General features: G+C 68.5%; 11 protein-coding genes. 7 read left to right on the top strand and 4 right to left on the bottom strand.

Annotated elements, in window-relative coordinates:
• Positions 1–53 precede the first annotated feature (53 nt).
• Entirely contained in the window at positions 54–956 is a 903-nt protein-coding gene (locus ACE3T2_RS03740; RefSeq protein WP_374654849.1) for an alpha/beta fold hydrolase, read from the top strand.
• Between the two features lie 139 nt (positions 957–1095).
• Positions 1096–1560 carry a hypothetical protein gene (locus ACE3T2_RS03735; RefSeq protein WP_374654847.1) on the top strand — a complete coding sequence of 155 codons (465 nt, stop codon included), beginning with the start codon at positions 1096–1098 and terminating at the stop codon, positions 1558–1560.
• Here the strand turns inward: ACE3T2_RS03735 and ACE3T2_RS03730 are convergent.
• A complete protein-coding gene (locus tag ACE3T2_RS03730) occupies positions 1557–2039 on the bottom strand; it encodes a GFA family protein (RefSeq protein ID WP_374654845.1) in 483 nt (160 codons plus the stop codon). The two genes, ACE3T2_RS03735 and ACE3T2_RS03730, sit on opposite strands and share 4 nt — an antisense overlap.
• 142 nt (positions 2040–2181) lie before the next feature.
• Between ACE3T2_RS03730 and ACE3T2_RS03725 the strand changes: the two genes are divergently transcribed.
• Genes ACE3T2_RS03725 through ACE3T2_RS03715 form a run of 3 tightly spaced genes read left to right on the top strand, consistent with a single transcriptional unit; the run spans position 2182 to position 6066 of the window.
• Positions 2182–5163 (top strand): DUF748 domain-containing protein, encoded by a 2982-nt coding sequence (locus tag ACE3T2_RS03725; RefSeq protein WP_374654843.1) that lies wholly within the window; start codon positions 2182–2184, stop codon positions 5161–5163.
• Between the two features lie 10 nt (positions 5164–5173).
• Positions 5174–5605: a DUF4279 domain-containing protein gene (locus ACE3T2_RS03720; protein ID WP_374654841.1), complete on the top strand. Its 432-nt coding sequence runs from the start codon at positions 5174–5176 to the stop codon at positions 5603–5605.
• Positions 5602–6066 carry a hypothetical protein gene (locus ACE3T2_RS03715; protein WP_374654839.1) on the top strand — a complete coding sequence of 155 codons (465 nt, stop codon included), beginning with the start codon at positions 5602–5604 and terminating at the stop codon, positions 6064–6066. The genes ACE3T2_RS03720 and ACE3T2_RS03715 overlap by 4 nt, the downstream gene beginning before the upstream one ends.
• Here the strand turns inward: ACE3T2_RS03715 and ACE3T2_RS03710 are convergent.
• From ACE3T2_RS03710 to ACE3T2_RS03700, 3 genes are read right to left on the bottom strand one after another with little or no spacing between them, the layout of a single operon-like run.
• Positions 6026–7639, bottom strand: a complete 1614-nt coding sequence (locus tag ACE3T2_RS03710) for an NAD(P)/FAD-dependent oxidoreductase (RefSeq protein WP_374654837.1) — start codon at positions 7637–7639, stop codon at positions 6026–6028. The genes ACE3T2_RS03715 and ACE3T2_RS03710 overlap by 41 nt on opposite strands.
• 43 nt (positions 7640–7682) lie before the next feature.
• Entirely contained in the window at positions 7683–8465 is a 783-nt protein-coding gene (locus ACE3T2_RS03705) for an SDR family NAD(P)-dependent oxidoreductase (RefSeq protein ID WP_374654835.1), read from the bottom strand.
• On the bottom strand, positions 8465–8905 hold the full coding sequence (locus ACE3T2_RS03700; protein WP_374654833.1) for a VOC family protein: 441 nt from the start codon (positions 8903–8905) through the stop codon (positions 8465–8467). The genes ACE3T2_RS03705 and ACE3T2_RS03700 overlap by 1 nt, the downstream gene beginning before the upstream one ends.
• A 248-nt stretch (positions 8906–9153) precedes the next feature.
• Between ACE3T2_RS03700 and ACE3T2_RS03695 the strand changes: the two genes are divergently transcribed.
• Together ACE3T2_RS03695 and ACE3T2_RS03690 are read left to right on the top strand one after the other, a co-directional pair.
• On the top strand, positions 9154–10221 hold the full coding sequence (locus ACE3T2_RS03695; protein ID WP_374654831.1) for an efflux RND transporter periplasmic adaptor subunit: 1068 nt from the start codon (positions 9154–9156) through the stop codon (positions 10219–10221).
• A 33-nt stretch (positions 10222–10254) separates the two neighbouring features.
• On the top strand, positions 10255–13491 hold the full coding sequence (locus tag ACE3T2_RS03690) for an efflux RND transporter permease subunit (RefSeq protein ID WP_374654829.1): 3237 nt from the start codon (positions 10255–10257) through the stop codon (positions 13489–13491).
• The last annotated feature ends 4 nt before the right edge of the window (positions 13492–13495 follow it).

Genomic DNA, 13495 nt, shown 5'->3' with positions numbered 1-13495 from the left:
GCGGCGCCTCGCGTCCTGCGGCATCCCTTGGTCGTCAGATCGAGGAGCGCCACATGAACCGCCGCAACCTGCTCGCCGCCGCCTTGGCCGGCCCAGCGATGACCGCCGCCGCGCCGAGCGCTGCAGCACCCGCCACCGGCCCCGCGCGGCCCCACGTCGTCGCCGCGGACGGCGCCCGCCTGTTCCTGCGCGACTGGGGCGCGGGGCGGCCGGTCGTGTTCCTGGCTGGCTGGACGCTCTCCTCCGACATGTGGGCCTACCAGATGGCGCCGCTGAGCGAGGCGGGCTTCCGCTGCATCGCCTACGACCGGCGCGGCCACGGCAAGTCGGATGATCCCGGCCACGGCTACGACTACGACACGCTGGCGGACGACCTGGCGGCGGTGCTGGACGCGCTGGACCTGCGCGACGTCGTGCTGGTCGCCCATTCGATGGCCGGCGGCGAAGCGGTCCGATACCTCAGCCGGCATGGCAAGTCGGGCCGCGTGGCCAGGGTGCTGTTCCTGGCCCCAACCCTGCCCTGCCTGGCGCGCAAGGCCGACAATCCGAACGGCGTGCCGATGGAGATGCTGGAGATGGGCCGCAAGGCGTTCCTGGCCGACTTCCCCGGCTGGCTGGACGCCAACACCGACCCGTTCGTGGTTCCCGAGACCTCCCAGGGGATCCGCACCTGGATCAAGGCGATGATGATGCAGGCCTCGATGAAGGCGATCGTCGACTGCAACCGAGCGATGATCACTGCGGACTTCCGCGACGAGATGGCCGCCATCGACCTGCCGTGCCTGGTGATCCATGGCGACAGGGACGCCTCGGCCCCGCTGGCGATCACCGGACAGCCGGCCGCCGGTCTGCTGAAGAACGGAAGACTGAAGGTCTACCCAGGCGCGCCGCACGGCCTGTTCGCGACCCATATCGCGCCGCTGAACGCCGACCTGGCGGCGTTCGCCAGGGCGTGAGGTAACTCAGGAGTTACGCCCTTGAATACAAGGATTTAAGCAAGAAAATTCCCATTTGAACAGCCGTTGAGCAAACATCGTTCTTGCACTAGCGTCCCCTCGTCGACGGCCCAACGCCGCCGCGAGGCTGAGGATTTTCGTGAACGACACCCGATCCGCACTGAACGCGATCCTGCTGGGCGGGCTGATCGCCGGGACGCTGGACATCGGCGCCGCGAGCCTGATCAGCGGCAAGGACCCCGGCATCGTCATGCAGTTCATCGCCAGCGGCCTGATCGGCAAGTCGTCCTTCACGGGCGGCGCGGCGACCATCGCCCTGGGCTTCGTGCTGCAGAACCTGATGGGCCTGATCATCGCCGCGGTCTTCGTCTTTGCGAGCCTGCGCGCGCCGATCCTGCGACGCCACTGGCTGGCCGCGGGTCTGGTCTATGGCGCAGTGATCTACGTGGTGATGAACTACGTCGTCATGCCGCTGTCGGCGGTGGGCCGCTCGCCCAGTTTCAGCGTCGAGGGCCTAGTCAAGAACGGCCTGGCCATGCTGGCCTTCGGCGTGATCGTCGCCTGGTTCGCCCGGGAGAAGACCCCGGCCCTGGTTACGGCCTAAAGGAAGGGCTCCTCGTCGCGCCGCTTGCGACGGCGGGGCCGCTCCCACATCACGCCCGGATAGCCCTTGAGCGGAGCCAGCGGCTCGCCCGCATAGATCCAGTCGGCCTGCTCGCCGAGGTTCATGTGGTAGCGCGGCTCGCGGCCGGTGCGCTCGACGAAGAGCGCCCGCGGGATGTTGACCATGGTCGGCGAGCGGGCGCGCTCGTAGAACAACGGGGTCCCGCAGGCCGTACAGAAGCTGCGGCTCGTGCGCGCTTGCGCGTCCTCATATCGGCCGATGCGATCCTCGCCTTTCAGCACGCGGAAGCGACTGCGCCAGGAGCCGACATAGGTGGCGTAGGCGCAGCCCTGGGCCAGGCGGCTGGCGGCCGAATGATCGTGCCAAGCCCAGCGGGCGGGCACGTCGATCTCCAGCTCCACCGCCCCACAGACGCAGCGGCCGAGCGCCTGTACGGCGGACGCCTTGGGTTTGGGCATGGATCGCCTCCTCTCGCCGGCCACCATCGCAGCATCTGCGCAGGACCATGTCAGCAGTGGGAACTTTCGCAGACCCGCTCTGATGTCCAACCCTGGGTATTGCGCTATCGTCGCTTCGCCTCGGCGAGTCAGGAGAGGTGGCGTGTCCTCATCGACGGAGTCTCCTGCGTCCGGGACGCAGCCAAAACGGCGTGCGGGCCTGCTGAAACTGGCGGCCTGGGGCGTGGGCCTGCCGGCCGCCCTGGTCGGGCTCTATGCGGGCCTGGGCTTCTGGGTGGCGCCCAAGGTCATCCGCTCGCAGGTGGTCAGCCAGGTCGCCGAGAAGTATCACCGCACCGCCGCGATCGGCGAGGTGAAGCTCAACCCCTTCACCTTCCGGCTGGAGGCGCACGACTTCCGGCTGCCGGACGCGGACGGCAAGCCGATGATCGGCTTCGACGCCCTGACGGTGGACTTCTCCCCAGCTTCGATCTGGCGCGGCGGGCTGGCGTTCAACGAGATCAGCGTGATCGCGCCCAAGGTGCGACTGGTGCGCCGCGCCGACCGGCGGCTGAACATCCAGGACCTGATCCCCCCGAAGACCGACGAGCCGGCCAAGAAGGTGATGATCGACCACCTGGAGGTGCGCAACGGCCGCGCCGAGGTGGTCGACCTGGCCCGGCGCGAACCGCTGACCAAGACCTTCAGCCCGATCGGTTTCACCCTGAAGGACTTCAGCACGGTCAGCGACGGCGGCGCCTATGTGCTCAACGCCCTTTCCGAACGGGGCGAGGGGCTGGCCTGGCGCGGCAGTCTGGGCCTCAACCCGCTCGCCTCGCGCGGGGCTTTCGCGATCAGCCGCGTGCAGGTGCGCCCCCTGTGGGAGATCGCCCGCGAGGCCGTCCCATTCGAGGTGACCGGCGGGGCGCTGGACCTGTCGGGCAGCTACGACTTCGCCATGAAGGGCGAGGCGCTGAAGCTGGGCGTCGACGTGGACGACGTGAAGCTGAGCGGGACCGGCCTACGCGCCGCGGGCGCCGACGCCGACTGGATCGCGCTGCCGCAGGTCACGGCCTCGAAAATCCATGTCGACGTGCCCAAGCAGGCCGTAAGCGTGGGCCTGATCGAGGCGACGAACCCCAGTGTGAAGGCCTGGACCGAGACCGGCGGCGGCGTGAACCTGGCCCGCTACGCGCCGGCGGCCAAGCCCGCCCCACCACAGGCCAAGACCGACGCCAAGCCCGGGCCTGGCTGGACCGTCGCCCTGCCCGAGCTGCGGGTGCGCGGCGGCAAGCTCGACTTCGAGGAGCGGTCGCCCGCCAAGCCAGTGCGGTTCGTCGCCAGTCCTCTCGACGTGACGGTGACGGGCCTGGCCCTGCCGATCGCCGCCCCCGTGCAGGTCGAGGCGTCGAGCGGCGTCGACGGCGGCGGGCGGGTCGCGGCCAAGGGAACCGTCGTGCTGGACAAAGTCTCCGCCGACCTCGACCTCCAGGCCGACAATCTCGATCTCGTCCGCCTGCAGCCCTATCTCGGCGACAGCGTCGCCCTGACGCTGAAGTCGGGCGCGGCCTCGGCGGCGGGCAAGGCGAGGTTCGCAGACGGCGGGCTTTCATTCGACGGCATGGCCCAGATCGACCGCCTGCACACGGTCGACAACGTGCTGGGCCAGGACTTCGTCAACTGGCGCAGCCTGCGACTGGACGGCCTCAGCGCCACCACCAAGCCCTTTGCGGTCAAGGTACGCGAGGTCGTGGCCCGCGAGCCCTACGCCAAGGTCGTGGTCGGCCCGAACTATGTGATGAACGTCACGAGCATCCTGAACCCCAAGGCCGCTGCGGCCGCGCCGCCGCCGGCGCCGGCGCCCGTGAAGAAGGCCTCGCTGTTCGCCAGGAAGCCCAAGCCCGCCCCGGCGCCGCCCCCGCCGCCGCCGTCCGCTCCAAAGGCGGCGCTGCCGATCGAGATCGCGCTGGTGCGGATCGTCGCCGGACGGATGGATTTCGCCGACCTGACCCTGAACCCGAACTTCGCGGCGGGCATCCAGAGCCTGGACGGAACGATCAAGGGGCTGTCGGGCCGCCAGGACGCGCGGGCCGACGTGGCGCTGGAGGGCGAGGTCGACCGCTTCTCGCCGGTGAAGATCGACGGCCAGATCAATTACTTCGCCGCGCGCAGCTTCACCGACCTGAAGATGAGCTTCCAGAACATGGAGATGACGACGCTCACCCCCTATTCCGGCAAGTTCGCGGGCTACCGGATCAACAAGGGCAAGCTGAACATCGACCTGGAATACCGCATCGACGACCAGAAGCTGGACGCCAACCACCGGGTGGTGATCAACCAGCTCGAGCTGGGCGAAAAGGTCGACAGCGCCGACGCCACCAAGCTGCCGGTCAAGCTGATCATCGCCTTGCTGAAGGACCGCCACGGGGTGATCGACATCCCGATCGCCATCAGCGGCACCCTGGACGACCCGAAGTTCAAGGTCTGGCCGGTGATCTGGAAGATCGTCGGCAACCTCTTCACCAAGATCGTCACCTCGCCCTTCGCCCTGCTGGGCTCGCTGGGCGGCGGGGGCGAGGATCTGCAGTTCATCGACTTCGCGCCCGGCGCCTCGACCCTGGACGAGGCCGGCAAGGCCAAGGTGACGCAACTGGCCAAGGCCCTGGCCGAGCGTCCGGCCCTGAACCTCGAAATCCCGATGACGTCGGATCCCCAGGCCGACCGCGCCGCCCTGGTCGAGGCGCGCTTCAAGGCTGGACTGCGTGCGGCGGCGGGCGAGCGGCTCGGGAAGAAGAGCACCCCCGCGGCGGTCGACGCCGCGCTCGCCGACGGCAAGACGCGCCACGCGATCCTTTCGGACTTCTATCGCAAGCAGTTCGCCGCCAAGCCCGAACCGCCCAAGGCCGAGGGCGACAAGGCCGCCGTCCAGGCCGCGGAGATCACCTGGCTGGAAGACAAACTGCGCAGCCGCGTCGCCGTCAGCGACCAGGACCTGGCGCAACTGGGCCGCACCCGCGCCGAGGCGGTGCAGACCGCGCTGATGGAGGACGGCCAGGTCAACGCCACCCGGGTGTTCGTCACCAACGCCGCAGCGACGCCGACCGAAGGCGGCGGCGCGGTGCGGATGACGCTGTCGCTGAGCTAGGCGCGGGAAGATGGCCGGCTATTCCTACTGCATCAGCCTGAGGCTTGATCATCCGTCGCGCGATCCGGACGAGTTCACCGCTGCGCTCGGTATGGAGCCGGACCGCGTCTGGCGTGCAGGCGAACCACACGCCACGCGAAAGGACGGGCCGCTGGAGGGCTTGCGGCATGAGAGCTTCTGGACGGCCACCATGGCGGAAGGCGCCTGGCCGCCGCGGGAACTCGGCGATTCCCTCTCCGGCGTTCTTGACCGGCTCGAAGACAAGGCGAGCTTCTTTGCCGAGCTGAGCCGTTCTGGCGGAAACGCCGAATTCTTCATCGGCTGGTTCATAGACGGCGGAAACAGCGGCGACATTCTCGAGCACGGCCTGCTCGGCCGGCTGGCTCGACTGGGCCTGGATCTGTCCTTCGACATCTATCCCGGCGACGCGGCGCGGCCGTGAAGCTGGGCGTCCTGACATCTATCGCGCACAACGTCGCCGACTCCCTGGCAAGCGGAGCCGGGTTGATGGTCGGCGTCTACGACGTCGACCTCTTCGGCGAAGTCGGCCGCTCGCCGGGAGGCTGGATCGAGATCGATTTCCTAGCGGGCGACATCACCGGCGCAGAGCCGTCGGCAGCCCTCGTCCGAGCGGTCCGAGCCTACTCCGACGCCCTGCCCGGCCTCTGCGATCGGCATGGGGCGCAAGTTGACGCGTTTCGCCGACTGACCGTCCGATTTTCCGGAGCAGGCGCGCTCGCCGGCTTCGTCACCACTGTCGAGGACCACGACGGGCGCCGATCGATCGACGAGTATCGCGGCGTTCCTGGGCGACGCCTGAAGGTGCTGGACGCCCTGGGCCGCATCCGGCCCAAACAGCCGATTACCCCGCCAAGCTCTTCGCCACGGCTTCGGCGACCTTGATGCCGTCGATGGAGGCCGAGAGGATGCCGCCGGCGTAGCCTGCGCCCTCGCCGGCCGGGTAGAGGCCGGTGGTGTTGAGGCTCTGGAAGTCGGCGCCGCGGGTGATACGGACGGGCGAGGAGGTGCGGGTCTCGACGCCGGTCAGCACTGCGTCGGCATGGTCGAAGCCGGGGATCTGGCGGGCGAAGACCGGCAGGGCCTCGCGGATCGCGGCGATGGCGAAGTCCGGCAGGCAGGTCGAGAGGTCGGTGGGCGTGACGCCGGGGCGGTAGGACGGGACCACCTCGCCCAGGCTGGTCGAGGGCCGGCCGGCCAGGAAGTCGCCGACCCGCTGGCCCGGCGCGGCGTAGGTTCCGCCGCCGGCGACGAAGGCCTGGGATTCCCAATGACGCTGCAGGGCGATGCCGGCCAGGGGATGGTCCGGATAGTCGCGTTGAGGGTCGATGCCCACGACGATGCCGGCGTTGGCGTTCCGCTCGTTGCGCGAATACTGGCTCATGCCGTTGGTGACGACGCGGCCCGGCTCGGAGGTCGCGGCCACCACCGTGCCGCCGGGGCACATGCAGAAGCTGTAGACCGTGCGGCCGTTGGAGCAGTGGTGCGAGAGGCTGTAGGCCGCCGCGCCCAGGTCCTTGTGGCCGGCGCTGGAGCCGTAGCGGGCGCGATCGATCCAGGACTGCGGATGCTCGATGCGGAAGCCGAGCGAGAACGGCTTGGCCTCGACATGGACGCCGCGGTCGAACAGCACCTGGAAGGTGTCGCGCGAGGAGTGGCCGAGGGCGAGGACGACGCGGTCGGCCTCGATGTACTCGCCGCCTTGCAGGCGCAGGCCGCGCAGGCGACGCTGGCCGCCCTCCTCGGCGATGTCGAAGTCCTCGACCTTGTGCTGGAAGCGGTATTCGCCGCCCAGCGCCTCGACCTTCTCGCGCATGGCCTCGACCATGGTCACCAGGCGGAAGGTGCCGACGTGGGGATGGGCTTCGGTCAGGATCTCGGGCGGTGCGCCGGCGGCGACGAACTCGGTCAGCACCTTGCGGCTGAGAAAGCGCGGGTCCTTGACCTGGCTGTAGAGCTTGCCGTCGGAGAAGGTCCCGGCCCCACCCTCGCCGAACTGGACGTTGGATTCGGGATGCAGCTTGCTGCGCCGCCAGAGGTCCCAGGTGTCCTTGGTGCGTTCGCGCACCACCTTGCCGCGCTCGAGGATGATCGGCTTGAACCCCATCTCGGCCAGGATCAGCCCGGCGAACAGGCCGCAGGGACCGGCCCCGATCACCACCGGGCGGCGAGCCAGGTTCGCAGGCGCCTGGGCGACGTGGCGGTAGGCCATGTCGGGGGTCGGTTGGACATTGCGGTCGCCCGCGTGGCGCGCCAGGACCGCGGCCTCGTCCTTCACCGCCACATCGACCGTATAGACCATCAGGATCGCAGCCTTGCGGCGCGCGTCGTTGGCCCTGCGAAAGATCTCGAAGGAAACGAGGTCGGCGTCGGCCACGCCCAGCCGTTCGAGAACGGCGGCGCGCAGCGCCTCCGGCGGATGGTCCAGGGGCAGCTTCAGTTCGGTCAGTCGCAGCATCGGCGGGCTTTTAGCCTTCCGTCCCCACAAGGGGGAGGAAAATTCAATCCACCGGCACGGTGTAGTTCAGCGCCAGGCGCCCGCCGTCGGGATAGATGGTCTGGCCGGTGATGTAGGAGGAATCGTCGCTGGCCAGGAAGACGGCGACGCGGCCGATCTCCGAGGTCTGGCCGAAACGGCCCAGCGGCGTGCGCTGGAGCACCCGGCGGCGGGCCGCATCGTTCTCCATCACCCCCTGCAGGATGTCGGTGACGATGGTGCCGGGGCCGATGGCGTTGACCCGCACGCCGTGCGGCGCAAGGCCCAGCGCCATGGCCTTGGTCAGCTGGGCGATCCCGCCCTTGGAGGCGACGTAGGCAAGCTGGTTTGGGATCGCCAGCACGGCGTTGATCGAGGACATGTTGATGATCGAGCCGCGGATCTTGGCGTCGACCATGTGCCGCGCCACGGTCTGGCCGACCACGAAGGGCGCGCGCAGGTTGACCGCCATCACCCGATCGAAGTCCTCCAGCTCGGCGTCGAGGATGTCGCCCTGGGCGAGGATGCCGGCGTTGTTGACCAGCACGTCGATACGTCCCAGCAAGGCCGCGGCGCGGATCACCGCCTTGCGCGCGGCCTCGGCGTCGGCGAGGTCGCAGGCCAGCGCATGGACCTTGCGGCCCGACCGTTTGGCCAGGTCCTTGGCCGCGGCGGCGACCTTCTTCTCGTCGAGATCGAGAAGGACGAGATCGCACTCCTCGGCCGCGAAGGCCTCGGCGCAGCCCAGGCCGATGCCGCCCGCCGCGCCGGTGATGAGCGCCGCGCGCCCCGCCAGACGCCCCGCCACTACCAGGCGCCCGTGTTCTGCATGGAAGCCCAGGGCTCCGCCGGCGCCTTGCGCTCGCCCGCCTGCAGCAGCTCGATCGAGATGCCGTCGGGCGAGCGCACGAAGGCCATGTGGCCGTCGCGCGGCGGGCGGTTGATCGTCACCCCGCCGTCCATCAACCGCTGGCAGACCGCGTAGATGTCGTCGACCGCGTAGGCCAGGTGGCCAAAATTGCGGCCGCCCTTGTAGTCCTCTGGGTCCCAGTTGAAGGTCAGCTCGACGGTCGGCGCCTTCTTCTCGCGCGCAGCCGCCTCGTCGCCCGGCGCGCAAAGGAAGACCAGGGTGAAGCGCCCGCCGGGGTTCTCGACCCGCGAGACTTCGACCAGGCCCAGCTTGTCGCAGTAGAAGTCGAGCGAGGCGTCGAGGTCCGAAACGCGGACCATGGTGTGCAGATATCTCACGACGGCGAACCTTCTTTCCGAAATGGGCGCGGCTTGTCGCGCACCTTAAAGAGCAGGCAAGGCCTTGCTGCAATCCTGCGGCGTCCGGGGCACAATATCCGGGCTTCGGCTCACCTGTCCGCGATTTCATTTGCGCTCGCAGAACGGTGGCATCAGAAGTCCAGAAATCTGATTGAGCGGCCCGGGCGTACGACTGCGATTCAAAGCGGTCGCGACTTCGTTGCTGCGTTCCGGGGGAAACGGTTCTTATGCGACTCAAGCCCGAGTACATGTTCGTGGTCGTGACGGTGGCCGTGCTGGTCGTCGCGTTCGCGATCGGGACGATTGTCAACCGCGGCGGCAAGTCCGGCTCCGCCGAGGCCAAGACCACCGATGCGAAGCGCACGCCCACCGTGCAGGCGACCCTGACGCCGGAAGTGGCGCGCGAGTATGCGACCGCGATCCGCGGCCGGACGGAAGCGGCGCGCAGCGTTGTCGTCCGCTCGGAAACCGCCGGCGTGGTCGCCGCGACTCCGGCCGTTGAAGGCTCGTTCGTCCGCAAGGGCGCGGTGCTCTGCCGGCTGAACGTCGACGCCCGCCAGGCGACCCTGGACCAGGCCCGCGCCAACCTGCGCTCGCGCCAGCTGCAGCAGAAGGCCTCGGCCGACCTCGCCGCCAAGGGATACCGCTCGCAGACCCAGGTGCTGCAGGACCAGGCCAATCTGGATTCGGCCGCCGCCACCGTGCGCCAGGCGGAGTTGGGCGTCGAGCAGATGAGCATCCGCGCGCCGTTCGACGGGGTGTTCGACAAGCGCGACGCCGAAATCGGGACGTATCTGTCCCCCGGCCAGCCGTGCGGCACCATGATCGAGCTGAACCCGCTGCTGGTGGTCGGCGACCTGCCCGAGACCGAGGCTTCGAAGATTCAGGTCGGCGCCCACGCCACCGCAAAGCTGATTTCCGGCGAGACCCTGACCGGCAAGGTCCGCTACGCCGCGCGCGAAGCCGACGCGCAGACCCGCACCTACCGGGTCGAGGTTTCGGTCGCCAACCCGCAGATGACCCGCTCGGGCCTGTCGGCGGACGTTCGCATCGGTTCGGGCGCGGGCCCTGCCCATCTTGTGCCGCTCTCCGCGCTCGTGCTGGACGCGGCCGGACGGCAAGGCGTGCGCTACGTGCTGGCCGACGACAAGGTGGCCTTCGCGCCGATCAAGGTGCTGGAGGAGACGCCGAAAGGCATCTGGGTGACCGGCCTGAAAGGTCCCGTCCGCCTCATCACCGTGGGCCAGTCCTACGTCGCCGAAGGCCAGAAGGTTCGGGTGGTCGCGGCGCGCTAGGCGCGCCCGCCGCCCCTTGGGGAGACAAGGCCAATGATCGGACCTTTGATCGACGGCGCCATCAAGCGCAGAAAGGTCGTCCTGGCGGTCACGCTGATCGCCGGCCTGTTCGGCTTCTTCGCCTATCTGTCGATGCCCCGGGAATCCAACCCGAACATCGACTTCCCGTTCATCTCGGTGGTGGTCCCCTACCCCGGCGTCAGTCCCGAGGACGCCGAGCGGCTGCTGGTGCGGCCGATCGAGACCGAGCTGCAGACCATCGAAGGCATCAAGGAGATGAACGCCGTCGCCCGCCAGGGCATGGCGATCGTCAACCTGGAGTTCGAGGCGGACTTCAACAAGGACAAGGCCCTGGCCGAGGTGCGCGCCAAGGTTGATCTGGCGCGCGGCAAGTTCCCGCCCGACGCCGAAGAACCGATCATCGAGGAGGCGAACGCCTCGGGCGACCCGATCATCGGCATCGTGCTGTCCGGCGGGGCGCCGGAACGGACGCTGTTCCAGATCTCGCGCAGCCTGCAGGACCGGCTGGAAGCGACCCCCGGCGTGCTGGAGGTCTATCTGAACGGCGGCCGCGAGGAGATGCTGGAGGTCACCATCGACCCGGTTCGCATGGAGGCGGCCAACGTCTCGCCCGGCGAACTGGCCCAGGTGATCGGGCGCAACAACCAGTTGGTGCCGGCCGGCAACCTGGAATCCGGGAGCGGCAAGTTCGCGGTCAAGGTGCCCGGCGTGGTCAACCAGCCGGCGGATATCCTGGCCCTGCCCATCAAGAAGAACGGCGACCGGCTGATCACGGTCGGCGACATCGGCGACGTGCGCCGCACCTTCAAGGAAGCCAACTTCATCACCCGCTTCAACGGCCAGCCGGCCTTCTCGGTGGACGTGGCCAAGCGCTCGGGGGCCAACATCCTCGACACCGTGAAGGAAGTCCGCAAGGTCGTCGCCGAGGAACAGAAGCGCTGGCCCGAGACGGTCAAGGTCTCCTACATCTTCGATGAGAGCGACTTCATCGGCCGGACCCTGGTGGTTCTGGAAAGCGGCCTGATCATCGCCACCATCCTGGTGATGCTGATCATCGTCGCCACCCTGGGCATCCGCCAGGGGTTGATGGTCGGCGCGGCGATCCCGGCCTGCTTCATGCTGGCCTTCCTGATGCTGAACGCCACCGGCGTGACGCTGAACCAGATGGTGATGTTCGGCCTGGTGCTGGCGGTCGGCATCCTGGTCGACGGCGGCATCGTGGTGGTCGAGTACGCCGACCGGAAGATGGCCGAGGGCATGGCCAAGGAAGAGGCCTTCGCGGCCGCCGGGAAGCGCATGTTCTGGCCGGTGCTGAACGGCACCCTGACCACGCTCTGCGCCTTCCTGCCCTTCCTGTTCTGGAACTCGATCCCGGGCAAGTTCATGAGCTTCCTGCCCATGACCCTGTTCTATGTGCTGGGCGCGTCGATCTTCATCGCTCTGATCTTCACCCCGGCGCTGGGCTCGATCTTCGGTCGCAAGGCGGCGGTCGACGAGGCGCACCTGAAGGAGATCGAGAAGTCCGAGCGCGGCGATCCGCGCGAGATGACCGGCTTCATGGGGTGGTACGCCCGCACGATCGACATCCTGGCGCGCCACCCGACCTCGGCCATGTTCGCGACCCTGGTGATCATCGTCGCGGTCGGCTGGGCCTTCAAACTCGAGAACAAGCCAACCGAGTTCTTCCTGCAGCAGGATCCGGAATACGTCGCGGTCTACGTCAAGGCGCGAGGCAACCTGTCGCCGCAGGCTCAGGACCAGCTGGTGCGCCAGGTGGAGAGCCGGCTGATCGGCCTGAAGGGCGTGAACTCGATCTTCGTCCGCTCGGGCACCGCCAGCCCCGGAGGCGGCCAGAATTCCATTCCCAACGACACGGTCGGGCGCATCAGCGTGGACTTCGTCGACTACGAAGACCGCCTGGCGCTGGGCGTGGTCGGCAAGGACATCGCCAACGAGGTGCGCAAGCGCGTCACCAATATCCCCGGCATCGAGGTCGAGGTGCGCGAGCCGCAGGGCGGGCCGCCGACCGGCAAGGACGTGCAGGTCGAACTGCGCAGCCAGGACCCGGCGGCGCTCAACAGGGCCGCCGACATCGTCAAGGCCCGGCTGGCCGGCGACCGCCAGCTCTATGAGCTGGAGGACAACCGCACCTCGCCCGGCATCGAGTGGAACATGACCGTCGACCGCGAAGCCGCCGGCCGCTACGGCGTGGATGTCCTCACGGTGGGGCAGGCGATCCAGTTCGTGACCGGCGGCGTGCTGGTCGGCCGCTTCAGGCCCGACGACGCCGACGACGAGCTCGACATCCGCGTGCGCTTTCCCCCTGAAAATCGCAATGTCGCGGCGTTCGACACCCTGAAGATCCCGACCCAGTTCGGCCCGGTGCCGGCCAGCTACTTCATCAAGCTGGCCCCGGCCCAGCAGGTGACGACCATCCAGCGGCGCGACGCCCAGAGGCTGGTCGTGATCCAGGCCAACGCCATCGAGGGGGTGGCGGCGAGCCACAAGATCTCCGAGCTGCGCCCCTGGCTGGAGAAGGCCAATCTGGACCCAGCCGTCCGCTGGAAGTTCACCGGCGCCGACGAGGAAGGCCAGGAGGCCGCGCGCTTCTTCATGGTCGCCATGGCCGCGTCGCTGTTCCTGATGGGCGTGATCCTGCTGTGGCAGTTCAACTCGTTCTACGGGGTGCTGGTCACCCTGTCGGCGGTGGCGCTGTCGACTGTAGGCGTGCTGCTGGGCGTGGTCGTCAACATCCACCACACCTTCGACTACATCTCGGTGATCATGCTGGGGACCGGGGTCGTGGCCCTGGCCGGGGTGGTGGTCGGCCACAACATCGTTCTGGTCGACACCTACTATCAGCTGCGCCGTTCGGGCTTCCCCGCCGACGAGGCGGCGGTGCGCGCGGCGACCCAGCGGTTCCGCCCGGTCATGCTGACCACCCTGGTGACGGTCGTCGGCCTTCTGCCGCTGATGTTCCAGCTGCATCCGAACTTCCACGGCATGCACATGGAGTACAAGGCGCCCGGTTCGGAATGGTGGGTGCAGCTCTCTGGCGCGGTGGTCTGGGGCCTGTCGTTCGCGACCCTGCTGACCCTTATCCTGACGCCGGTGATGCTGGCCGCGCCGAAGGTCTATGGCCGGCGGTTCGGCGGGATCTGGCGCGCCGTGAGGGGCAAGACCTCGCCGCGCCGTCCGCTTGGCCCCATCGTTCTGGACGATCCCGACGTGCCGAAGGCGGCCGAGTAAGGGT

The organism is Phenylobacterium sp. (assembly GCF_041919955.1).
GTDB lineage: Bacteria > Pseudomonadota > Alphaproteobacteria > Caulobacterales > Caulobacteraceae > Phenylobacterium.
The sequence above is the reverse complement of the archived record's forward strand: the minus strand, read 5'-3'. Positions and strand labels throughout refer to the sequence as shown.